This is a genomic window from Massilimicrobiota sp. An105, assembly GCF_002161155.1.
Classification (GTDB): domain Bacteria; phylum Bacillota_I; class Bacilli_A; order Erysipelotrichales; family Coprobacillaceae; genus Allocoprobacillus; species Allocoprobacillus merdigallinarum.
This window is the reverse complement of sequence record NZ_NFLY01000029.1, coordinates 1-23144: the sequence shown is the minus strand read 5'-3', so window position 1 is coordinate 23144 and position 23144 is coordinate 1. Positions and strand designations below refer to the sequence as shown.

The following is a 23144-nucleotide window of genomic DNA, read 5'->3' as shown; positions in this document are numbered from 1 at the left end:
GAATTCAGCCCCTATTTTGCCGTCACTGTAATTTTTTGATTAGCTTTTAGCTTCGTACCTTTCGATACACTTTGTTCATAAATCGAACCTACACCTTTGAATTCTATTTCTACATTAGCCATGGCACCAAAAGCTTCCGCCTCTTTACGCGACCATCCTGTCATAGAGGGCATGGTAATATTGGTTCCATTGGTTTGTAAGAATACCCTTGATTTGGAAGACACTTCAGTCTGTGCTTTTGGATATTGATCAACAATGACATTTCCATCTCCTACAACAAGTGAAGATAATTGATGATTAGATAAAACGTCTTTTGCATAATCAACACTTTGATTTGTATAATTATCTAAAACAAATGTAGATGTTTCAACAACTTGTGATGGTTGTTCATTTAATTTATTTAAAGCCGCACGAATACCAGCCTGAACAACTTTGGCAGATTCTACAGTACTTGCAGAACTTCCCTGATACCACATCACTATAATGACCTGTGGATCATCATATGGAGCCATACCGACAAAACTGTTTGTATAGAACCCACTACGATAACCACCTGATTTGGATGCTACCTGTCCTGTTCCAGTTTTCCCAATCAAATTCACATCATCCATACGATAATTATATCCTGTACTTCCTTCTATATTAATAACACCTTTTAATAAATCTCTGACCTGTTTGACAGTATCAGTAGAATATATTTGTTTAGAGTACTGTGTTTTTGCCTGATATAGAGCTTCTTTTGTATCACTGTTGACAACTTTTTCCACAATGTAAGGTTCTACCATTTTTCCATCATTTGCAAACGCACTATAGGCACGTATTAACTGCAAACCTGTAAATGTTGATCCTTGTCCATATCCGGTTGTCAAATACTCTAATGTTCTTTCTCCTTCACGTTTATATCCAGCAAAACCTGCGGCAGATTCTAAACCATCTATATTACTTTCTTTAAAGAAACCTAAATCTTCATAATCCTGAAGCAAAGATTCTTTATCTGTTTTTTCACTTAACATGTGACAGATTCCCGTATTACTTGAATAATAAAATCCTTGTTTATAACTGATTGTTCCCCAACCTTTACCATTATTATGGTCCCTGATTGTCGCAACTGTTTTTCCATTGACTTTATAGTAATACTTTCCTGATTGATAAGTATCATTCACATCTAATTTATGATCATTAATCGCATTTCCATAAACAAATGATTTAAAGACTGAACCAGGTTCAACAGGTTCATTAAAAAATAAATCAACATAATTATCAATATCACGTTCATTTGGATCAAATGATGGATAGTTAGAAATAGCCAATAACTTTCCCGTTTTTGCATCCATAATACCACAGGTTGCTTTTTCTGGCTTTAATTCTTTTACCATTTTTTCCATCTGCATATCTAATTCCGTCTGCACATCACTATCAATCGTTAAATAAACATCATTTCCCGCAACAGGTGCAGTCTCACTCAAAATTCCATTTGGCAAGACATTATTATTATTGTCAGCTAAATAAGTTCTTTCTCCATCTTCTCCAGACAATTCTTCATCAAACGCCTTCTCAATCCCCATTTGTCCAACTATATTCTGAACTGTCTTTCCTTTAATTTCTTCTGTAACTGCTTGTGCATATCCAACTTCATAGGATGCAAAATCACCATAACGATAATTTCGTGTTGTGATTTCTTCAAATTCCAAACCAGGTAAATTAAGGGCATCAATCTGATCTTTTACAAGAGATGATAGATTGTTTCCATAACTTCCAAACTCTACCTGATAAGTATCTTTACTCAATCGGTTTAAAATATCTTCTTCATCCATTCCAATAATAGGTGATAATTCTTTGGCGGTTTTTTCTTTATCAACAACATAATCCGGTTTTTTATCAAGCGTTAAATGTGTCTTAGATAAAATCGCATAAAGCTTATATGTTTTCATGTCACTGGCAATAACTTCATTATCACTTGAATAGATTGTCCCACGTTTAGCAGGCAAAATCTCTGTTTTACTTTCACCACGATCTTTAGCATAACCTTCAATATCATTTCCACTGATCAAATGTTTCCCAGTAGCTCCCAAGTAAATGACATTAAGTACCATACAAACAATGACTGCAATAATAATACAATATATAATTTTAGCACTTTGATTATTATTTTTCTTCAAAGCCATTATTCTTCAGGAACTCCTACAACAGCAGCTGTGGCAGTATTTTGTTTATATGTATATCCCTTCGCTTCAGCAACAGATTCAATACGAGAAAAAGAAGCTAACTCTAATTTTTTCATATCTAATCCATCAATATCTGATTCAATTGTCTTAATATCCTTTTCCAACTGATTACATGCTACATTAATTGTTGATTCATAAGAATTTAATGCAACAATCCCTACAACAAAAACAATAAAACTCATCACTAATAAACGTTTTGAAAATCTTAAAAATCTTGTTTCTTTTCTCTTATTCTTCATCCTCATATATCCTTTCTATAATTCTTAATTTTGCTGAATGAGAGCGATGATTCTCTAATAATTCTTCATCACTCGCCACAATTGGTTTTTTTGTGATTTTTTGAAACCTTGGTTTCAAATATTCAGGAACAATTGGCATTCCCCTAGGAAGTTCTGGTTGTTTTGTCACTTCCTGAAAAGTATATTTACATATCTTATCTTCCAAAGAATGAAATGTAATGACTGCAATACGGCCATGAACATTCAATATTTTTAAAGCATCATTTAAAGCGATATCAAAAACATTCAATTCATCATTAACCGCAATACGTAAAGCCTGAAATGTACGCTTCGCTGGATGTCCACCTTTTCTTCTGGCCGGAGCTGGAATCGCTTCTTTAATAATATCCACCAGTTCAAATGTTGTTTCAATAGGCTTGATTTCACGATGACGTTCAATCGCTCTGGCAATTTGTTTGGCAAATTTTTCTTCAGAAAATTTATACAGAATTGTGACAATATCCTGATAACTATAAGAATTGACGATATCGTATGCAGTTAATTTTTGATTCTGATCCATACGCATATCCAGTTTGGCATCGTAATTATAACTAAAGCCACGTTCACCATCATCAAACTGAGGTGAAGAAACACCTAAATCAAACACAATTCCATCCACATGTTCTACGCCACGTTTTGCAAGCTCAGCTTTCAAATTTTTAAAATTAGAATAAATAATTGTAAAATGATCAGAAATTTGAGCTAGACGCTGTCTGGCTGCTTCTATCGCATGTTGATCTTGATCAAAACAATAGAGATGACCCGTTGTTAAACGTTTTAAAATTTCCTGACTATGTCCACCACCACCCAGTGTACAATCTACATAAATGCCATCTTCTTTTATATTTAAACCACCAATTGTTTCCTTTAATAAAACACTGACATGATGAAACATAACATCCTCCTAATCTAAATTATCTATATTTTCTGAAATCTCATCGAAATGATCTATATTGTCATCATAGAAATGATCCCATGTTTCACTATTCCATAATTCAATATGATCACCTGCACCGACGATGACACATTCTTTTTCCAGATTTCCTTCCTTTCTTAAAACAAGTGGAATATTGATACGACCTAATTTATCAAATTCACAATCTGTCGCTCTTGAAGTCACCAAACGTATAAAAGTTCTCACTTCGGCTTTTCTTTTAGGAAGTGTCATGAGTGATTGATAATAGTTTTCCCAGCCTTCAACTGTATAAATAGCCAGGCAGCCTTCATTCCCACGAGTCACATAGACTTTTTCACCACATTCAAGACGCATTTTGGCAGGAATGCTTAATCGTCCTTTTGTATCAATATTATGTCTATATTCCCCAATGAACACTTCAAAATCACCCACTTTTATACATTTCTATACATATTTTAACACTTCATACCACTATTATATACTATTTATACCCTTATGTATAGAAAAAACATGCTTTATTTTTTGATTTTTTGCACAAAAAAAGTGGCTTATTTTCGCCACTTATCACTATTTTTCCATATTTTAACAAATTTTCATAAACTGTCTTTTTCCAATCGTGGTAACCACGAAGAAAACAGATAAAACCATAAAAAAACAATAGAACTGCATGCCCAAGTGATTGGATATGCCCAAAAAACAAGATGAATATCATGAACCAGATGCAAAGCAATACTGATGTATAAAACACGCACGACACACCAAAAAATCATCATCACAATCATGGGAATCATTGATTTTCCTGCTCCTCTTAAAATACCTGCAATACAGTGTGAAAAAGCTAATAAGAAATAAAATAAAGTCACGGTTCTAGCTTGCATTGTTCCATAGCTTATAACATCTTGAGTTGAATCAAATAAGCCAATCAAAAATGGTGCTCCAATAAAAATGATCATCCCTATAATTTGCGCCAAGACCAATGAACAGATAATACCAAAACGCGTTCCTTTTTTGACACGATCATATTTCTTTGCTCCAATATTCTGTGAAACAAAAGTTGTCATTGCTAAGGCAAAACATGTAATAGGTAAAAATCCAAAGCCCTCAATTTTTGAATAAGCCCCACATCCTGCCACAGCCATCTGTCCAAAACTATTGATATAGCTTTGAACAACAACATTGGCTAAAGCTATAATTGAATTTTGAATTCCTGCAGGCAATCCATTTTGAATAACCAGTTTCAGCATTGGTAAATCAAATCGAATTTGTTGGACTTTTAATGGATATGCAGGTAATTTAATTAAATGCATAAAGCATAAAACAGCACTGACAATTTGTGAAATAATCGTAGCTAAAGCGGCCCCTCCTACTCCCATATCAAAGACAGTAATAAAAACAATGTCTAAAACAACATTAATAACTGAAGATATAATCAAGTAATATAATGGATGTTTACTATCACCTAAAGCCTGTAAGATTCCTGTAAAAGCATTGTAAAGCACAAAAGCCAATGACCCCATAAAATAGACTCTAAAGTAAATAATAGAATTAGGTAAAACATCCTGGGGTGTTCCCATCAAAATTAAAATCTTAGGTGCAAATACAACACCTAAAATTGTTAAAACAATACCACATACAATTCCTAAAGCAACAGTTGTATGAATAGATAAATGCACGCGTCTATGATCATGAGCCCCAAAAAAACGTGCAATCACAACGCCAGCTCCCACAGAAATGCCATTAAAGAAACCAACCAGTAAAAAAATCAAGTTACCTGAAGACGCTACAGCAGCAAGAGCACTTGATCCTAAAAAATTTCCAACAATCAAAGAATCAGCAGTATTATATAATTGTTGAAATAAATTACCTAAAAACAAAGGAATCGCAAAATAAATAATCTTTTTAGCAATAGACCCCTCACTCATCATATTTGTATCATCCATATAACCCCTCCCATCATTGTTTCATTATAGCACTAAAACATTTCTAAACATAGACTTATCTGATATAATGTCCTCATAAAAAATCAAAAAGAAAGGATACTTATCATGAAATCAGCATTAATTATTGGTTCAAGTGTTTGTGATGTTCATATTTATGTTAAACAGCTCCCTCAACTATGTGGTGATGAAAATATAATCAGTCAAAACATGGCCATGGGTGGTTGTGCCTGGAATGTGACCTCTATTTTCAGACAGACCAAACTTCCTTATACCCTCTTTTCACCTATTGGTAAAGGTATCTATGGAGAATTTGTGAAAACCCATTTTCAAAAAAATCAGATTCCTATACTTATTGAAACCAATCAAAAGAATGGATGTTGTTATTGTATTATAGATCAACAGGGCGAAAGAACTTTTCTTTGTGAGCATGGTGCTGAATATTTTTATCAAAAAGAATGGTTTCAACAATTGGATATGAAACAATATCAATGTGTCTACCTTTGTGGATTAGAAATCGAAGAAGATACTCATGGAGTGATTTATCATTTTTTAAAAAATCATGATCATCTAAGCATCTATTTTGCACCTGGTCCACGTTTGATGGACATACCCAAACAATCTTTCCAAAACATCCTTTCACTCCATCCTATCATTCATTTAAACAAGCAGGAAATCCTGACATATACACAACAAACCACGCTTGAACAAGCCTGCCAATATTTATATCAGCAAACACATCAACCTGTAATCGTTACCCTTGGAAAAGATGGATGTTATTTCTATAATCGACAGGAAAACTTTCATATTCCTGCCATTCCAGTGAGCGTTTATAATACCAACGGGGCTGGTGATAGTCATATAGGTAGTGTCATGGCTTATCGTATGCTAGGCTATTCCTGGTTTCACGCTTTACAAAAAGCCAACGAAATCGCTGCTATGAAAATATCAAAAAAGCATTTATAGACTTCACTCTATAAATGCTTTCTTCTTATAAATCCAAATCATCCAATACTTCTTTTAAAGCTCTGGCACTTGATTGTAATTTATCATTTTCATCATTATTCAAATAAATATCAACAACTTTTTCAACACCATCTTGTCCAATAACAGTTGGAATACTTAAACATAAATCATTCAAACCAAATTCTCCCTGCATCAAGCTAGAAACAGGTAATACAGCATGTTCATCTTTTACAATCGCTGTCGCAATACGTTTTACCGCAACTGCTACACCATAATAAGTTGCTCCTTTTCTTTCAATGATTTCATAAGCACTATCACGAACTTCCTGAGCCAATCTTTCCATGGCTTCTTCATGATTAAAGTGTCCACGTAATTCACAGAAATGATTAATATGAATACCAGCAACCTGCGCACCAGACCATACAACCAATTCACTGTCACCATGTTCTCCAATAATATAAGCATGAATATCACGAGGATCAACCTGTAAATGTTTACCTAAAACATATTTTAATCTTGCTGTATCAAGAACAGTTCCTGAGCCAATAACTCGATTTGATGGGAATCCTGATAATTTCAAAGCAACTTCTGTCAAAATATCAACAGGATTAGAAACAATCAATAAAATACCTTCACAATTTCTTTTTTTAATTTCTGGAATAATGCTCTTAAAAATTTGAACATTTTTCTTAACTAAGTCTAATCTTGTTTCATCAGGTTTTTGATTCGCACCTGCTGTAATGACAATAATTCCTGCATCTACAATATCATCATAAGTTCCGGCATAGATATTCATAGGTGTTAAATAAGCACTCCCATGACTTAAATCCATCGCTTCTCCTTCAGCTTTTTTGGCATTTGCATCTATTAATACCATTTCTGAAAATAAACCTGTCTGAATCAAACTAAATGCAGATGTAGCTCCTACAAACCCACATCCAATCACTGCAACTTTTTGCATATTAACCATATTTATCACCTTCCACTTTCAGTATACCCAAAAATACAAATTTTTCAAATCATATGCAACATTTCCATGATTCTTTTTTGTATATTTCATTGATCATAGACTTTCAAATATTCAAATTGGCTTCTTTCATATCATTTTCTATTCTATGTTATCATCTTATCTTCTATAAATATATTGTCGAAATCGAAACAATCCCTATGATTTATAACCATCCTTGATACGATTGCATATGTAAAAAACTCATTTTCAAACAAGTGTCAATAATGTCAAATATTTTCATTTGTGTCATCATAATGATGATGATTTTTTCTCATATCTTTTCTTAGATGAAAAATCAATCAACATCATTCATAAAAAATACTGATTTCAATTACATAAAATGTCGGATAACTTGACTTTTATCTGAAAAGTACCTATACTTCTAAATGAAGCTATAAATATAAGGGGTATATATATGGAGGAAACGAAAACACAAGAAAGAAAGCCAAGAAAAAAGGTTCGCATAAAAAAAGATCATGTATTAAAAGCAGCACTTATCTTAGGTGCTTTGATTATTGTTGTTTATCTTTTTGGATGTTTCTATTATCACAATCGTTTTATGAGTCATACGACAATTAACGATATTGATGTTTCAGGTTTCACGTATGAGGATGCAAGTTCAACACTTGAAAAAGCTTTAACAAATCAAACTTTATCATTGACATTTGTTGATGGAGAAAAAGAAACTTTAAAACAAGCTGATAGTGGAATTTCTTTTAATCAAAACAACAGTATTCAAAAGACATTAGATCAACAAAATTATTTTCTATGGTTTACACATTTCTTTCAATCTACAGAGATTCAATTAAATGATTTATTGATCACAGATCAAAAGCAATTAGAAGAAGCTGTTAATTCTTTACAGCATGTCAAAGATAAACAAATTGCTCCAGTCGATGCCAAGGTAGAATATAAAGATGACGAGTTTGTGATTACACCAGAAGTTTTTGGAACAACAATTCAAAACGATCAATTGATTAATGCTGTAGAAAAAGCTTTTCAAACACGTCAGGATTCTATTAACTTAAAAGAGCAACATATTTATAAAGAACCACAATTGACATCACAAGATGAAACAATTACAAATTTACAAAAACTAGCTAAGGAATATTGTGATGCTAAAATTACTTATCAAACAACATCTGGTCAAGTTGTATTAGATGGAAATGATTTGATTCAATGGTTATCTATTGATGAAAAAGGAAATTATTATTACGATGAAGAAGAGTTTCAGAAACAAGCTACAAAATTTGTCAAAGAAACTTTAGCACCTCAAATCAATATTATCGGAAAAGCTAAAACATTTACTGGTGCTAATGGCACAAGAACAGTTTCTGGTGGTAATTATGGTTATAAATTAAATCAAAGTAAAGAAGTGACTGGATTACTTGCTGATATTAAAGCACATAAAAAAGAAACAAGAACTCCAGTTGTGACAGGTGTACAGGCATCTTACAGCAATGGAGGAATAGGCCATACTTTTGTAGAAATTGATTTAACAGGTCAACACATGTGGTTTGTAAAAAATGGGAATGTTGTTTTACAATCAGACATTGTTTCTGGATTACCAAGTGATCCAGATAAGAGAACACCTGGTGGTACTTATTACATTTATTTTATGCAACGTAATCGTACATTAATCGGTGAAATTCAAGAAGATGGTAAACCAGAATATGAAACACCTGTTGCTTATTGGATGGCATTTAATGGTGGTATTGGTTTACATGATGCAACATGGCAATCTGCCTTTGGTGGCGATCGTTATAAAACATATGGTTCACATGGTTGTATCAATCTTCCACTTGATGTAGCTGCATCATTGTATAGTCAATTAAGCGTCAACATACCTGTTGTATGTTATTATTAAAGATATGGAGAAATTCATATCTTTTTTCGTTCCCTTCTGTTATGATAAACTTATAAGGAGGGATTTCTATGAAACATTTTCTTAAAAGATTTTTTCAACTGATAGTCTTTCTTTTTCTTTCATATATTTATTTTTTCCTAGCCGACCAAATCATATTTCACCTATTCTCACACACAACTATTTCTTTTGATATCATTGATATTTGTTGTATTATTATTTATATTTGTATCTTCATTCCAATCTCGCTCATCATCATTCAAAAAATAGACATCAAATAAAAAATCCTACAAAAAGTAGGATTCTTAAAACGATACAATATACGTATATCTTCATCAAATTTCTATCATTGTAATTAATCAAAATTTTTAAAAGTTCGTTATGAACTTTTTTTATTTTCGTTAGTTTTATCAAAAGGCATATGCAAGATTTTCTGTTGTTTTTCTAATGATAATATAGAAGACAAACATGTTACAAGAAAAAGTGAAAAAATCGAATATATCACAAACTTCCATAAACGACTTAACATTTTATCCCTCCTTGTCTACAATGACATATCCATCCTTAACGACTTGAATATGGCTATTATAAAATTCCTCCATAACTTTAATCATATCATATGAATCTTTGATTCCTGCTGTTTCATAAGATGAATGCATGGCAAGCTGGGCTAAGCCAATATCTACACAATTCATTGACACCTGAGACATGGCAATATTTCCTAGTGTGCTTCCACCTAACATATCCGATCTATTCGCAAAGAATTGAAGTGGAACGCCAGCTTTTTCACATAAATCTTTCAATACAGCTATACTCAAAGCATCGCTTGTATACTTTTGTCCAGCATGTGATTTCACCACAATCCCCTGGTTCATATAAACACCATTTTGCTGATCTGTTTTTTCAGGGTGATTAGGATGAACAGCATGTGCATTATCCCCACTCAACATAAAACTAGAAGCGACTGCACGATAGAAATCTTCATCATCTTGAAATAAATGATGATGAATACGGTATAAAGTATCATATAAAAATGTAGATGCTGCTCCTTGTTTTGTAGATGAACCTACTTCTTCATTATCGAAGCAGGCAAAGACTTGAATTGTTTGCGAATGATGTCCTTTCAAGAAACCTTGTAAAGATGTATAGGCACACTGTAAATCATCCAATCTCGGTGATGAAATAAATTCATCATGCGCTCCCCAGATTGTAGGTTGCATACGATTATATAAATATAAATCACTGCTATAAATATCTTCAACATCCACCTGCAATTCTTTGGCTATCATTTTTTTCAAATCACCAGATTGATATGCCTGTCCTCCAATCAATGGTAACATATCAATTTGTTTATTATAGGCATAACCATCATTCACACTGCGATTCATATGAATGGCGACATTTGGAATCAATACAAGATCCTGATCAAAACAAAGTAAACGTGTCTGATATGTATTGTTGTCTTTAACCATAACACGACCCGCAATTGATAAAGGTCTATCAAGCCATGAAGCACAAATCATCCCACCATATCCTTCTGTATTTAAAGATACATAATGATTTTTGATTTCCACTTCAGCATTTTCTTTTAACTTAAAAGTTGGTGAATCACTATGTGAAGCCACAATATGAAAATTATAATTTTCTAGATGTTGACCAACATGAAAAGCAATCAAACTTGACTGATTACGTGTTACATAATATTTTCCACCTAATTGTATTGTCCATTTCTGGCTTTCTGATAATTCCTGATAACCATTTTGATTTAAAATCTTTTTCATTGTATCCACTGCATGAAATGCTGTTGGACTTTGTTGAATAAAAGACATCAACTGTTTTGAAACTTCTTTATACATTTTATCCCTCCATATTTTCTTTATTATAACATAGTTTATTTTAAATATGACTTCTTTCCAGTAATTTTAATCCTTCTTCTAAAGAAGATATATACACTTCCCTGATTCCATAATCATCTTCACTCGAAACAATATCATAAAACTCTAAATCATCCAAAATATAATCAATACGTGATATATTCATATTTAAATGCTGATAAAGCAAATCTGTTGAAGCATACCCAGCTTCCAAAATAACTTGTAAAACACCTTCATATGGATGTGGCATTTTTTGGTGATGAAAACGATAAAATAATGCATGTCGATTGGCTAAACGACGCATCTGATTGAGTTTTTCACCATCCCATAAAATGACGCCATTACGCATTGCCAGAGCATGGGCCTGTCGTGTAAAAGTCTGATTTGTAACAACAACAGCTTCATCATAGTCATAATATTCACAACCACTATAAGCCTGTTGAACGGCACTCACTCCAACTGGTTTACTATAATATTTACATTGAAAAGCATAGTGAATGCCTTTATAGGTTGCTAAAATATCAACCCCATAATCACCACTCTTTTGCGTTAATCGTATATGTTTATATCCAATACGTTTAAGTATTTCATAGACATATTCCTCAAATTCTTCACCACTCATATGCTTTTTTAAACGTGGAATCCAGCCAAAAACAAAGCCGATGATATAACCAATGAGATGTCCGACTTTCTGCAATATCCATAACAGACATCGAAAAAGACCCCTGATCATGATTCAACCTCATCCTGTTGTTTAATTTCATCTAATAAAAAGTCATTTCCATGGCGCACAAATTTCCAATATTCTACAAAGCACTCATGATTCGATGCAATCACTTCTTGTTTTTCTATCATTAAATCATTCATCTTGCCTTCTATATAAACCCAAAAGAAGTCCTGCTGATTATCAATTGCATCATGTAAATCAACCAGTATGACTTTCAATAATTGAATATGATCTAATTGATTATATTGTTGTTGAAATTGTTGCCACTCTATTTTGAGTTTCCATTGTTCATATAATGATTCACTTAAATGCTTTTTCAATGTTTCTAAATCCTGCTTAGACCAGGCTTCTTGTATAATCAAATATTTTTCTTTAACTTTCTTCTTTAAGACTTTTTCATTCCAGAAATCATCCTGCTGATAAGCGAAAGATAAATCATCTTTAATTTCCTGATGCATGTGTCTGGCTTTTTTTCTTTTCCAGTAGACAATCATTCCCATACAGGCTCCTATCCCTATCACACCTGCTATGGGTGATCCATTTCCACTTGAACGTCTAGAACGATGCGACGACGTATGGCTGCTGCCTCCACCACCACCGCCACTACTGCTGCCTCCACCAGCTCGTGCGCCCACTGGCGTTAACAGAATCATAAAAACAATGAAAACGAGTAATAATCTTTTCAATCTATCACTTCCCTTACATGTATTTACAAAACAAAAAGTCATGGTACAATAGAACAATAAAGGAGAAATTCAATATGTTAATGAGTGTATCACATCTAAGTAAATATAACAATTTAAAATGTATCGCAAAAGATATTTCCTTTTCCATTCATGAACGTGATAAAATTGGTCTTATTGGTTTAAATGGAACTGGAAAATCTACGCTTTTAAAAATACTAGCTGGTCAAGAAGATTATAAGGGAGAAATTATCAAAAAGAAAGATATTCGTATCAATTATTTACCTCAAATCCCATCTTTCCAACCTCAAAATACCGTTTTAGAACAGGTCTATGAAGATGTGGGTCATGATGTGGCAGAATATGAAATCAAATCTATCTTAAATCGTTTTCAAATTATCAATCACTCACAGCCAATCAGTCAGTTATCTGGTGGTCAAAAAAAACGTGTCGCTTTGGCTATTGCACTGATCAAGCCTTGTGATTTATTATTGTTAGACGAACCAACCAATCATTTAGATCATGAAATGATTGAATATCTTGAAAAATATCTCACAAAATTCAATAGAGCTCTTGTCATGATTACACATGATCGTTATTTTTTAGAACGTATCACACATCGTATGCTTGAATTGGAACATGGTCAGTTATATACTTATGAAGCCAATTATTCACTTTATCTCGAACAAAAAGCTAAGCGTGAAGAAAGTCTACAAAATGCTCAACACAAAAGAAAACAGTTTCTTAAAAAAGAATTAGAATGGGTCCGTGCTGGTGTCCAGGCTCGTACAACCAAAAACAAAGGACGTTTACAAAGATATGAAGCTTTAAGTCAGCAGGCTGACTTACCTGTCACACAAAATCTGGAAATGATTGATACTGCTTCAAGATTAGGACAAAAAACAATTGAACTACATGGTATTTCTCATCGTTTTGATCATCTTTTATTTCAACCTTTTGATTATCTCTTTCAAAGAAATGAACGTGTAGGAATTGTCGGTATCAATGGTTCTGGTAAATCGACTTTACTTCATATTATTGCTGGACAAATTCAACCCACAAGTGGTGAAGTAGAATACGGTGAAACCATTCGTATAGGATATTTTAAACAGGGTCACGAAGATATGGATGACAATCAAAGAGTCATTGACTATATTCAAGAAGAAGCACGCTATTTGAAAACTCGTCAAGGAGAATTTTCAGCGAAACAGATGTGTGAAAAGTTTCTTTTTGATAAAGAGCTTCAATATACCCCTATTGGAAGACTATCTGGTGGTGAAAAAAGACGTTTATATCTTTTAAAAGTTTTGATGGGTGCTCCTAATGTTTTATTATTGGATGAACCTACAAATGATTTAGATATTACAACTTTACAGATTTTAGAAGACTATTTAGATAGCTTTCAGGGAATTATTATCACAGTTTCACACGATCGCTATTTTCTAGATCGTCTTTGTGACACGCTATTTGTATTTTCGCATCAACAAATCCAAGTTCATAATGGAGGTTATAGTGATTATATCATCACTTCAAATCAAACATCTTCAAATAAACCCAAATCCAGTACTAAAAAACCCATGAGAGAACGTAAAGTCAGACTGACTTATCTTGAAAAAAAGGAATTAGAAAGCTTAGAAGCTGATATTCCTGCACTTGAACAAAAACTTCAACAGTTAGATGAACAATTAAATCAAGTTACAGACTTTCATGATATTCAAGAACTTTCCAATCAACGCAATGCATTAGAAAATGAAATTGAAACAAAGAGTATACGTTGGTTAGAATTATTAGAAAAAGAAGAACAGTAGCCATTTACTGTTCTTCTTTGACTTTAACTTGAATTTTCATTGTTGTATTTTCATCAACCTGAAGATCATTTTCCTCATCTTCAATTGTCGCAAACAATGGAATATCTGTATCTAGATCATCCAAGTCCATTGTATTCATTTTCACTTTTAATGCCATATAATGCCTCCTATAAAATATCCTGTAATAAATGAACTGATGCCATCGCATCTTCGCAATAATAATCAGCTCCAATTTCCCTAGCGATTTCACTTGTCAATACAGCTCCACCAACCCAGATTGGACATTGACAGTTCACTGCTTTTAAAGCCTGAATCGTCTTTTGCATATTAACAACTGTTGTTGTCATAAGAGCACTTAATCCAATAGCCTGAGGATGATATTGCTGATAGGCTTCTACCACTCTTTCCATTTTCACATCTTTTCCTAAATCAATGACTTCATAACCATAACTTTCTAAAATGACTTTGACAATATTTTTTCCTATATCGTGGATATCTCCTTCTACAGTACACATTAAAACGGTTGCTTTTGAAGACTCTTGTTTGGAAAATGTTGCTTTGACAACTTCAAAAGCTAATTTTGTTGTTTCAGCTGATTGTATCAGCTGAGGTAAAAAAATACGATTTGTTTCATAATCTTTTCCCACCTGATTTAAAGCAGGTATAATCGTCTGATTAATAATCTCCATAGCATTTTGTGTCTGTAATAATTCTTCAGTTTTGGCTTTGACTTCATCTTTAAATCCATGAACAATAATATCAAACAAAGATAAGGCTGATGATGTTTTAACAGCAGACTGTTCTACTTGGTTGGATTGATGTTGAATATACTGTGCTGCATCCTGATCTTGATAAGTCAAGACACGATAAGCATCAATGGTATCCATTAATTGTTGATCTAATGGATTGATAATAGGCAAATCTAATCCCGCCTGTAAAGCTAAAGTTAAAAAGGTACGGTTCAATAAAGGTCGATTCGGTAAACCAAAAGATACATTAGATACACCTAATGTTGTATAAACTGATAACTGATTTTTAACCATTGTGAGTGCTTTGAGAGTTTCTTGAACTTCTTTTTGTTGAGCCGATGCTGTTAATGTTAAACAATCTATGATGATATCCTTTTTATCAATATGATACGTTTTTGCTTTTTCAATGATAGCTTTGGCCAATTCATAGCGTTCTTGAGCATATAAAGGAATGCCATCTTTTAATGTCAGTCCTATAACAACACCACCATATTTTTCTACAATTGGAAAAATAGCCTCCATGACTTCTTCTTTTCCATTAACTGAATTAATCAATGGTTTTCCATTGTAATAACGACAAGCTTTTTCAATGACTTCTGGTGATGATGAATCAATCTGTAAAGGTAAATTCACAACTTCCTGTAACATCTTTATGATATTCACCATGACTTTTGTTTCATCAATACCAGGTAATCCTACATTGACATCTAAAACCTGAGCCCCTGCCATTTGTTGTTGAATGGCTTCTTTGACATATTCTTCATAGCGTTCTTCTTGAAGAGCAGCTTTTAATTTTTTCTTTCCTGTTGGATTCAATCTTTCGCCACAAACAATGACATCACCATCAAAAATAACTGTTTGATGCGCACTGGAAACAGCCGTATAAGCTTTTCTTTGACGAGGATAGCTATGAGCAGGTAATTGCTGTTTTAAACCAGCAATAAACTCTGGTGTTGTACCACAACATCCTCCAACAATATTGACACCTTGCTGGATGTAAGATTGCATAGCCTCAACAAATTCTTTACTGCTCATTGGATAACAAGTCTCACCATGATGCAGACATGGCAATCCCGCATTGGGTTGGACAATGACAGGAACTGAAGCATATTTTAATATTGTATGGACTATCGGCTGAAGTTCAACAGGACCTAATGAGCAATTGACACCTAACGCATCGACTTTCAATCCTTCCACAACATTCACAAAAGTCAAAGGATCTGTTCCCGTTAACGTACGCTGATTACTTTCAAAAGTCATTGTCACAAACACAGGCAAATCACTATTTTCTTTGACAGCTAGAATACCTGCTTTGACTTCATATAAATCCGTCATTGTTTCTAATAAAACAACATCAACATCATCTTTTGCGATTAGGATTTGTGAAGCGATGATTTCATAGGCTTCATCAAATGTTAATGTTCCAGAAGGCTCTAACAACTGGCCAATGGGACCAATATCCAAGGCAATATATGCGTCAGGATTGACTTCATCTCTAGCCTGTTTGGCATTTTGGATGGCTGCCTTTAATAAATCACAATAACAATATCCACTCTCTTTCATCTTGATAGGATTACATCCAAAAGTATTCGTTGTGATAAAATTGGCTCCAGCTTTCAAATATTGTTTATGAATATCTACAATAATATCTGGATGTTCTATATTATAAACCTCGGGAATTTCTCCTACTTTCAATCCATGTTGTTGGAGCATTGACCCCATAGCTCCATCAAAAATCAATAAATCTTTTTTTAATCTTTCACGTAACATCGTTGTCCCCCTTTCCTTAACTCACAATCATCTTTGCGAATACATGATAAACATGTTTTTTGTACATCCTTGCCTATTCCAATAAGTCCAATCATTGATTTCATGGGAATTAATAAACCAGATGGATTTAAACTGACACCTAGCTTTTTATTGATCTGCAAAATGGAAGCAAAAATCTGATTCCAATCCAATGGGATATCTCCATAACCAGGCGCAAAACGAAAAGTATGATGAGGTAAATGGAGTGACTGTTCATATTGATCACAGCACTCTTCTAAATAAGCATTACTCACAGCATCAAACACAACTGCTTTTGCCATATCCATATGTTCATAATATTTCATCTGACGATCAATAGAAAGCCCTAATGTACAGGCTATCACAATGCATTCCTGGCAATCTTTGAAATAAAATTCTAAATCCTGTGATTCTAATGGAAAATGAATCTCTTTGATCATAAGTGGCTGATGAGAAAGATGAAACTGCTGGTAAACAGCTTTGAATTGAGCATATTGCTTGACTTCCTCAATACATACATCTATAAGTTTTTCAGTCTGTTCATCCATGATTGTTTGCGCATTGAGATAGTGTCTAATGATTTTTTTATTCATGATTCAACTCTTTTAAAACAGTTGGAATACTTTGGAAGATTGCTTTAGCGATTTCTGGTTTATTCATTGTATAAATATGAATTCCATCCACGCCATTTGTAATCAGATCAATAATCTGATGAGTCGCATAGTTGATTCCAATTTCTTTCATAGCTTCAGGATAATGATAATAAGATTCAATCATCGTTGATAATTCATATGGAATCGAACAGCCACAAAGTTTTGCCGTTCTCAGTAATGATTTAGAATGTGTCACAGGCATAATTCCAGCTAAAATAGGTACATTGATACCTCTTTTTCTTGCTTCCTTGACTAAACGATAATAATAATGATTGTCAAAAAAGATTTGAGTAATTAAATACTGTGCTCCAGCATCTACCTTTTCTTTTAAAGCTTTTAAATCATCTTCCAGACAACTGGCTTCCTGATGCACTTCAGGATAACAGGCTCCAGACAAACAAAAGTCACCAGGAAAATGTTGTGAAATAAAAGTATTTAATTCTTTTGCATAATGAAAAGATAATTCATGTTGTAAACCATCCTGAGGATAATCACCACGTAAAGATAATATATTTTCAATATGATTGTCTTTTAACTGTTGACAGATGTCTAAAATTTCTGATTCTGTTGAAGATATACATGTTAAATGAGCAACTGCTTCAATGTTATATTGATTTTTAATTGTTGAAGCAATCTCTACTGTTTTTCCTTTCGTTGATCCTCCTGCACCATAAGTCACACTGATAAAATCAGGATTTAATTGAGATAACTCCTCAATTGTATAATAAATAGAAGAAATATCTCCTTCTTTATTTTTAGGCGGAAAAACTTCAAAAGAAATAGTCGCTTTCTTTTTTAATATTTCTGAAATTTTCATACTTTTGCACCTCCATTTTTTGTCTATTTTATAATACAAAAAGAGAATAGTCAAAAACTATTCCTACTATAAACCCATAAATTTCTGATTTGATTAGAAAATTCATCAAAAGAATAATAATGACTCTTTTTTTGACTATTAGGATCTAACACACGAATTTTCCCATTTTTATATTCAGACAAAACAATAAAATGCCCTGTCTTTGTAAAGATTCCTTTAGACACGCTGCAAATGATAGGATGTCCCTGCATCAATTCTTCTTTTATCAAATCTTCATCCAAAGAAAGCTGTTTAGCATCAACACCACAAGCCTGTGCTCCCCTGATCATAAAAGACCATGATGTTCCATCTTGACTGTAATAACCATTTTGTTCACTGTATTGTGCCATATAATAAGGATGGTATCTTCCATTTTGTGTCAAATAACTGACAACCATTGATAAACACGTTGGTCCACAACCATTGATAGCCATCATCTGATCACCATAATAACGATATCCCCAACGTTCATCCCATTGTAGTAACAATGGCATTTGATTATCTTTTAAATCATTTTGAATATTCATCACCATATCTTGTGTGTGTTTGGTGGGATAATTAGCGACAAATGGAATGGTTTCTTTATTTCTTAAAGCTAAATCAATTAATGATGATGGATACTCACTTTGATGTTCTACAATTTCATGCCATGAAGATGAGGTATCATAACCATAAGATAAGTGTATATCTTCCTTTAATAAAAAATGATCGACTAATAAAATGATGACTGGTATGACTAATACCGCAATACATACTAATACTTTTTTTCTCATAAAAAATCCTCCATAACTGTATTATAGAGGACAAAATAATTAAAATTTTTAATGAATTATTAAGATTTTCTAAAGTTCATGAAGAGGTAGCATCACATCAAAGACAGTATGATGCTTAGCACTTGTGGCCTTAATAAATCCCTGATGCTGTTCCACAATTGTTTTAGCAATTGATAAACCAAGTCCCGATCCTCCTGTTGATGAGTTACGTGATTCATCTAAACGATAGAACTGTTTAAAGATATTTTGAATTTTATCTGGTGGAATTGTTTCTCCTTCATTTTCAAAAAGAATATGTGTATAACTCTCATCTTGATAAGCTTTAATAAAAATGGTTGTTTTTTCATAACTGTAATGAAAGGCATTTTTTAAAATATTATTAAAAACTCTTGCCATTTTTTGAGCATCCACATTGATTAATAAATCTTCATTTATATCAATTTCAATATGTTGTTGTTTTTGTGAAATCAATGGATAAAATTCTTCTTTCATTTGTTCTAAAAGATACAACAAATGAATCTTTTCTTTATGTAAAGGTGTATAAGTCTGATTCAGTTTAGCAATATCAAAAAACTCATTAATTAGTCTTTCTAAACGATATGCTTTTTCTAAAGTAATATGTGTATATTGATGACGTAAATCTTCTGGTAAATGTGGTGTTTCATCAAGTAAACAGAGATAACCAATAACTGAAGCTAAAGGTGTTTTAATATCATGAGCCAAATAGGCAATCATATCAACTTTATGCTGAACTTCATCAATTGCCTTCTTTTCATTTTCAATACTTTCTCGTTTGAGTTCATTTAAGTCATTTTCTAATTCATATAATGAATCATCTAAAACAATTCTCTGATTGTCTTTTTGAAAAAGAATCTTAATTTGTGAAAAGACTCGTGATATTTTTTGAATAGCATAAATTTCAACAATGATAGAATTCAATAAAATGACCAGCATAATAATCATAAAGATAATTGTTTTTTGATTTCTCAAGGCAAAGTGTGCAAAATCCCATCCAAAATATTCCTGTAAGAAATTAATAAATGCTCCATTATAAACATAATCCATATAAAAATAAATAAATAATATAAAAACAAAGCAACAAGCTGTAATGAGTATATGTATTTTGAGAATTTCCTGTTGAAACTTTCTCGTATAATCTTTATTCAATTTTATAACCTACTCCCCATACCGTTTGGATATAACGTGGATTTTCTGCTGAGTCATTCATTTTCTCTCTTAAATGACGAATATGAACCATAATAGAGCTACTTGAGTTGGTATAGTATTTTTCTCCCCATAAATCATGAAAAATCTGATCAACACTGACTACTTTTCCCTGATTTGAACATAATAACCATAATATAGAAAATTCAGTTGGTGTTAAAGATAATAATTGATTATCTAGAAAACAGCGATGGTTATCTTTATCAATTGTTAAAGCACCAATGGTCAAAACGGATTCATCTTTTTTAGGTGACATCATTGTATAGCGTCTTAACTGAGCTTTAATACGTGCCATAAGCTCTAAAGGACGAAATGGTTTTGTGACATAATCATCAGCACCCATAGTCAATCCTGTTATTTTATCAATTTCAGTTTCTTTAGCTGTCAGCATAATAATAGGAAAGATTTTTGTTTCTCTGATTTTGGAACAAATTTTTAAACCATCTATATCTGGTAACATGATATCTAAAACAGCCAAATCAATATCCTGTGTTTCCACACAACGTAAAGCATCACAACCATTATAAAATTTAAAAACTTGAAAGCCTTCATTTTTTAAATACAATTCTACTAAATCGGCAATTTCTTTTTCATCATCTACGACCAAAATATTCATAATCCCACCCCTTTCATCATTATATTACATAAAAAATGTGAAAGTTTTAAGAATTTATTAAGAAAAAAGAAGAAGTCATAAAACTTCTTCTAATCATCATAATCTTTTTCATGCGCCACAATAGAGCCATCTGATGCATTGATCTTATATTCATATTCATATTGTCCTGATTTAAAGGAAACTTCATAATATTGATGGTCTAATTCTACTTCTACATCATAGGCATTTGATGAAGAAACATTGGCATGACTGAAAGCTTTTTGTTTAGCTTCATTTTGTGTTAATTTGACTGTTCCAACATATTCTTTTTCATGTTTCATCACAGTACTTGTCATGGCATTAATTTCGTATTCATACTTATAATCACCACTTACAAATTCATATTCAAATTTGTAAACACCATCATCATAATCTTTATGAATTTTTTCTTGTGATACTGATTGAACACCAGCATGTTTTTTAGCAATTGATTTTGCCTGATCCTGTGATATCTGCTGAGTTGATGTCTGAGAACTGTTTGATGAATTTTGGTTTGAAGACTGATTTGATGATGAAGCTGATTGAGAAGTTCTCTCACCATCTTTTTCACTTTTTATAATTTCACCATTCAAAGCATTAATTTCGTAATCATATTCAACCTGATCTTTATAAAATTCAACTTCATAAACCATCACACCATCATCATAATCCATTTCTACTTTTTGAACTGTTGGTTGAGATACTTGAGCATCATTAAAAGCAATACTTTGAGCCTTGTCTTTTCCTATATATCCACTTTCACTGGCATGACCTGTAATTGAAACTTGTTCAACCTGATTGCTTTGTAATAACAGATTCAATTCATGAATAGATAAGTTCTTCAAAGAATCAAATGTATATAGTGGATTCTTTGAAACAAGCTGTTGAATAATTTCAGCTTTTCCCACTGAAATCTGATATTGTTTCGCCAGATTTTCAACATTTTGATCATTAATTGTCTGTGATACAATAGAGCCATTAATATCACTTGCTTTTAATAATTCATCAATATTTAATGAAAGCTGTTGTCTTAGTTTTTCATTTTCTTGTTCATTTTCCCCTGTTACTGATATCAGTAATGAATTTTTAAGTTCGTCTATATATCCTTCCTTTAACATAGCACCAATCAACGCATTCACACCAACTTCAATATCGCTACCTTTTAAATCCATATTGCCGACAATTTTTTTCCCATCTTCGTTGTTCGTTTTCACTTCGACAATTTTATAATCATCATCTAAATTCAATTCAACACTTGGATTGACATCTAAACCAACAACCGTTTGAATGGAGTGAGTCGCAGGCCATAACATGAAAACCATCGCTGCACAGACTGCCACAATAGGTAGAGTCAAAAGATAACGTTTTTTCTTCTTCTTTGTTTCGATCACGATATTTTCATCTCTCGTTTTTAATTCTTCTTTAATATCATCTAAGCGATCTGGTGTAATCTTTGTAAAAGCTTCTTTGATTTCATTCATAACTCTTCGCTCCTATCTTTTTCATTTTTTTCATACCTCGATGATAGCTAGATAAAGATGTTGCTAGAGGAATATCTAATAAGCCGGCAATTTCATGATGCTTTAATCCCCACAGTGCATGCATAATAATCACTTCTCTTTCCTGATCATTTAAACTTTCAAATAACTGTTCTAAAATCATTTTTGTATGCATGTCCGTTTCTGGTGGACAATAAAGATAATCCTGATATTCCTGTGTTAAATTTTGTCTTCTTAAATAAAGATAACATTCATTTCTAGCAATTGTATAAATCCATGCTAATGGTTTTTTCTGTGATTGATAATTTTTAGCTGCTAAATAAAGTTTCACATAAACTTCCTGTAAAATGTCACGACTATCATCGTAATTTTTAATAATGCTCATGATATAAGCAAAAACACTTGTCTTGGTTTTTTTATATAATTCATCAAAAGCATTATCCATTTGGGGAATCTGAAGAATAAGATAATCAATTTCTTTTTGATTCATTTTAATTTTTCCCCCTTTCACTATACTAATGATATTGTTGAACATATTATTGCACAAATTTTTATTTTTTTCTAAAATCTAACCCTAGATAAATGTTGGTAACTATATTTAAAATATATTGATTATATGGTCTTAAATGAAAATTCATTTGTAAAGTCACTATATCTTAGCTCACACATGGAGTTCATGAT

22 protein-coding genes are annotated in these 23144 nt (G+C 32.5%); 3 read left to right on the top strand and 19 right to left on the bottom strand.

Annotated features, from left to right (window positions below):
• Window positions 1-11 precede the first annotated feature (11 nt).
• The 5 genes from B5E48_RS08855 to B5E48_RS08835 all read right to left on the bottom strand — a co-directional run bounded on the left by B5E48_RS08855 (window position 12) and on the right by B5E48_RS08835 (window position 5359).
• The gene (locus tag B5E48_RS08855) at window positions 12-2165 is read right to left on the bottom strand and encodes a penicillin-binding protein (RefSeq protein ID WP_087304802.1); all 2154 of its coding nucleotides are present in this window, start codon (window positions 2163-2165) and stop codon (window positions 12-14) included.
• Entirely contained in the window at window positions 2165-2464 is a 300-nt protein-coding gene (locus tag B5E48_RS08850; RefSeq protein ID WP_087243953.1) for a hypothetical protein, read from the bottom strand. Before B5E48_RS08850 ends, B5E48_RS08855 begins: the two co-directional genes overlap by 1 nt.
• Complete coding sequence (gene rsmH, locus B5E48_RS08845; RefSeq protein WP_087304801.1) at window positions 2454-3398, bottom strand: 16S rRNA (cytosine(1402)-N(4))-methyltransferase RsmH; 945 nt, start codon at window positions 3396-3398, stop codon at window positions 2454-2456. The genes B5E48_RS08850 and rsmH overlap by 11 nt, the downstream gene beginning before the upstream one ends.
• A gap of 9 nt (window positions 3399-3407) precedes the next feature.
• A complete protein-coding gene (gene mraZ, locus B5E48_RS08840) occupies window positions 3408-3836 on the bottom strand; it encodes a division/cell wall cluster transcriptional repressor MraZ (RefSeq protein WP_087304800.1) in 429 nt (142 codons plus the stop codon).
• Window positions 3837-4012: 176 nt separating this feature from the next.
• Window positions 4013-5359 carry an MATE family efflux transporter gene (locus B5E48_RS08835; protein WP_087304799.1) on the bottom strand — a complete coding sequence of 449 codons (1347 nt, stop codon included), beginning with the start codon at window positions 5357-5359 and terminating at the stop codon, window positions 4013-4015.
• Window positions 5360-5464: 105 nt separating this feature from the next.
• Between B5E48_RS08835 and B5E48_RS08830 the strand changes: the two genes are divergently transcribed.
• Entirely contained in the window at window positions 5465-6322 is an 858-nt protein-coding gene (locus tag B5E48_RS08830) for a PfkB family carbohydrate kinase (protein ID WP_087304798.1), read from the top strand.
• Window positions 6323-6347: 25 nt separating this feature from the next.
• Here B5E48_RS08830 and B5E48_RS08825 read toward each other — a convergent pair whose 3' ends face one another.
• Complete coding sequence (locus B5E48_RS08825; protein ID WP_087304797.1) at window positions 6348-7292, bottom strand: L-lactate dehydrogenase; 945 nt, start codon at window positions 7290-7292, stop codon at window positions 6348-6350.
• A 454-nt stretch (window positions 7293-7746) separates the two neighbouring features.
• Between B5E48_RS08825 and B5E48_RS08820 the strand changes: the two genes are divergently transcribed.
• Window positions 7747-9198, top strand: coding sequence for a L,D-transpeptidase family protein (locus B5E48_RS08820; protein ID WP_087304796.1), 1452 nt, complete (start codon window positions 7747-7749; stop codon window positions 9196-9198).
• A 376-nt stretch (window positions 9199-9574) separates the two neighbouring features.
• Here the strand turns inward: B5E48_RS08820 and B5E48_RS13620 are convergent, their stop codons facing one another.
• From B5E48_RS13620 to B5E48_RS08805, 4 genes are read right to left on the bottom strand one after another with little or no spacing between them, the layout of a single operon-like run.
• On the bottom strand, window positions 9575-9724 hold the full coding sequence (locus tag B5E48_RS13620; RefSeq protein ID WP_158097278.1) for a hypothetical protein: 150 nt from the start codon (window positions 9722-9724) through the stop codon (window positions 9575-9577).
• 1 nt (window position 9725) lies between these two features.
• Window positions 9726-11051 carry a M18 family aminopeptidase gene (locus B5E48_RS08815; protein WP_087304795.1) on the bottom strand — a complete coding sequence of 442 codons (1326 nt, stop codon included), beginning with the start codon at window positions 11049-11051 and terminating at the stop codon, window positions 9726-9728.
• A gap of 40 nt (window positions 11052-11091) precedes the next feature.
• Complete coding sequence (locus tag B5E48_RS08810; RefSeq protein ID WP_087304794.1) at window positions 11092-11802, bottom strand: restriction endonuclease; 711 nt, start codon at window positions 11800-11802, stop codon at window positions 11092-11094.
• Window positions 11799-12482, bottom strand: a complete 684-nt coding sequence (locus tag B5E48_RS08805) for a TIM44-like domain-containing protein (protein WP_158095501.1) — start codon at window positions 12480-12482, stop codon at window positions 11799-11801. The genes B5E48_RS08810 and B5E48_RS08805 overlap by 4 nt, the downstream gene beginning before the upstream one ends.
• Window positions 12483-12556: 74 nt before the next feature.
• Between B5E48_RS08805 and B5E48_RS08800 the strand changes: the two genes are divergently transcribed.
• A complete protein-coding gene (locus B5E48_RS08800) occupies window positions 12557-14287 on the top strand; it encodes an ABC-F family ATP-binding cassette domain-containing protein (protein ID WP_087304792.1) in 1731 nt (576 codons plus the stop codon).
• Window positions 14288-14291: 4 nt separating this feature from the next.
• Here the strand turns inward: B5E48_RS08800 and B5E48_RS13730 are convergent, their stop codons facing one another.
• The 9 genes from B5E48_RS13730 to B5E48_RS08760 form a co-directional block, all read right to left on the bottom strand.
• A complete protein-coding gene (locus tag B5E48_RS13730; RefSeq protein WP_164483585.1) occupies window positions 14292-14444 on the bottom strand; it encodes a hypothetical protein in 153 nt (50 codons plus the stop codon).
• Between the two features lie 10 nt (window positions 14445-14454).
• The gene (locus B5E48_RS08795) at window positions 14455-16806 is read right to left on the bottom strand and encodes a homocysteine S-methyltransferase family protein (protein ID WP_087304791.1); all 2352 of its coding nucleotides are present in this window, start codon (window positions 16804-16806) and stop codon (window positions 14455-14457) included.
• On the bottom strand, window positions 16788-17417 hold the full coding sequence (locus B5E48_RS08790; RefSeq protein ID WP_087304790.1) for a vitamin B12 dependent-methionine synthase activation domain-containing protein: 630 nt from the start codon (window positions 17415-17417) through the stop codon (window positions 16788-16790). Before B5E48_RS08790 ends, B5E48_RS08795 begins: the two co-directional genes overlap by 19 nt.
• Complete coding sequence (metF, locus tag B5E48_RS08785; RefSeq protein WP_087243940.1) at window positions 17410-18294, bottom strand: methylenetetrahydrofolate reductase [NAD(P)H]; 885 nt, start codon at window positions 18292-18294, stop codon at window positions 17410-17412. Before metF ends, B5E48_RS08790 begins: the two co-directional genes overlap by 8 nt.
• Before the next feature lie 50 nt (window positions 18295-18344).
• A complete protein-coding gene (locus B5E48_RS08780) occupies window positions 18345-19106 on the bottom strand; it encodes a C39 family peptidase (RefSeq protein ID WP_087304789.1) in 762 nt (253 codons plus the stop codon).
• Window positions 19107-19175: 69 nt separating this feature from the next.
• On the bottom strand, window positions 19176-20273 hold the full coding sequence (locus B5E48_RS08775; protein WP_087243938.1) for a sensor histidine kinase: 1098 nt from the start codon (window positions 20271-20273) through the stop codon (window positions 19176-19178).
• Window positions 20266-20946 carry a VanR-ABDEGLN family response regulator transcription factor gene (gene vanR / locus B5E48_RS08770; protein ID WP_087243937.1) on the bottom strand — a complete coding sequence of 227 codons (681 nt, stop codon included), beginning with the start codon at window positions 20944-20946 and terminating at the stop codon, window positions 20266-20268. Before vanR ends, B5E48_RS08775 begins: the two co-directional genes overlap by 8 nt.
• Window positions 20947-21035: 89 nt before the next feature.
• Window positions 21036-22445 (bottom strand): anti-sigma-I factor RsgI family protein, encoded by a 1410-nt coding sequence (locus B5E48_RS08765; protein ID WP_087243936.1) that lies wholly within the window; start codon window positions 22443-22445, stop codon window positions 21036-21038.
• Window positions 22438-22953 (bottom strand): RNA polymerase sigma factor, encoded by a 516-nt coding sequence (locus B5E48_RS08760; RefSeq protein WP_158097277.1) that lies wholly within the window; start codon window positions 22951-22953, stop codon window positions 22438-22440. Before B5E48_RS08760 ends, B5E48_RS08765 begins: the two co-directional genes overlap by 8 nt.
• Between the last annotated feature and the right edge of the window lie 191 nt (window positions 22954-23144).

What these genes read in the sequence shown, in the direction of transcription:
- B5E48_RS08855 (WP_087304802.1), bottom strand. Translation starts at nt 2,165, where the DNA reads ATGGCTTTGAAGAAAAATAATAATCAAAGTGCTAAAATTATATATTGT.
- B5E48_RS08850 (WP_087243953.1), bottom strand. Translation starts at nt 2,464, where the DNA reads ATGAAGAATAAGAGAAAAGAAACAAGATTTTTAAGATTTTCAAAACGT.
- rsmH (WP_087304801.1), bottom strand. Translation starts at nt 3,398, where the DNA reads ATGTTTCATCATGTCAGTGTTTTATTAAAGGAAACAATTGGTGGTTTA.
- B5E48_RS08835 (WP_087304799.1), bottom strand. Translation starts at nt 5,359, where the DNA reads ATGGATGATACAAATATGATGAGTGAGGGGTCTATTGCTAAAAAGATT.
- B5E48_RS08830 (WP_087304798.1), top strand. Translation starts at nt 5,465, where the DNA reads ATGAAATCAGCATTAATTATTGGTTCAAGTGTTTGTGATGTTCATATT.
- B5E48_RS08825 (WP_087304797.1), bottom strand. Translation starts at nt 7,292, where the DNA reads ATGGTTAATATGCAAAAAGTTGCAGTGATTGGATGTGGGTTTGTAGGA.
- B5E48_RS08820 (WP_087304796.1), top strand. Translation starts at nt 7,747, where the DNA reads ATGGAGGAAACGAAAACACAAGAAAGAAAGCCAAGAAAAAAGGTTCGC.
- B5E48_RS13620 (WP_158097278.1), bottom strand. Translation starts at nt 9,724, where the DNA reads ATGTTAAGTCGTTTATGGAAGTTTGTGATATATTCGATTTTTTCACTT.
- B5E48_RS08815 (WP_087304795.1), bottom strand. Translation starts at nt 11,051, where the DNA reads ATGTATAAAGAAGTTTCAAAACAGTTGATGTCTTTTATTCAACAAAGT.
- B5E48_RS08810 (WP_087304794.1), bottom strand. Translation starts at nt 11,802, where the DNA reads ATGATCAGGGGTCTTTTTCGATGTCTGTTATGGATATTGCAGAAAGTC.
- B5E48_RS08800 (WP_087304792.1), top strand. Translation starts at nt 12,557, where the DNA reads ATGTTAATGAGTGTATCACATCTAAGTAAATATAACAATTTAAAATGT.
- B5E48_RS13730 (WP_164483585.1), bottom strand. Translation starts at nt 14,444, where the DNA reads ATGGCATTAAAAGTGAAAATGAATACAATGGACTTGGATGATCTAGAT.
- B5E48_RS08795 (WP_087304791.1), bottom strand. Translation starts at nt 16,806, where the DNA reads ATGTTACGTGAAAGATTAAAAAAAGATTTATTGATTTTTGATGGAGCT.
- B5E48_RS08790 (WP_087304790.1), bottom strand. Translation starts at nt 17,417, where the DNA reads ATGAATAAAAAAATCATTAGACACTATCTCAATGCGCAAACAATCATG.
- metF (WP_087243940.1), bottom strand. Translation starts at nt 18,294, where the DNA reads ATGAAAATTTCAGAAATATTAAAAAAGAAAGCGACTATTTCTTTTGAA.
- B5E48_RS08780 (WP_087304789.1), bottom strand. Translation starts at nt 19,106, where the DNA reads ATGAGAAAAAAAGTATTAGTATGTATTGCGGTATTAGTCATACCAGTC.
- vanR (WP_087243937.1), bottom strand. Translation starts at nt 20,946, where the DNA reads ATGAATATTTTGGTCGTAGATGATGAAAAAGAAATTGCCGATTTAGTA.
- B5E48_RS08765 (WP_087243936.1), bottom strand. Translation starts at nt 22,445, where the DNA reads ATGAATGAAATCAAAGAAGCTTTTACAAAGATTACACCAGATCGCTTA.
- B5E48_RS08760 (WP_158097277.1), bottom strand. Translation starts at nt 22,953, where the DNA reads ATGAATCAAAAAGAAATTGATTATCTTATTCTTCAGATTCCCCAAATG.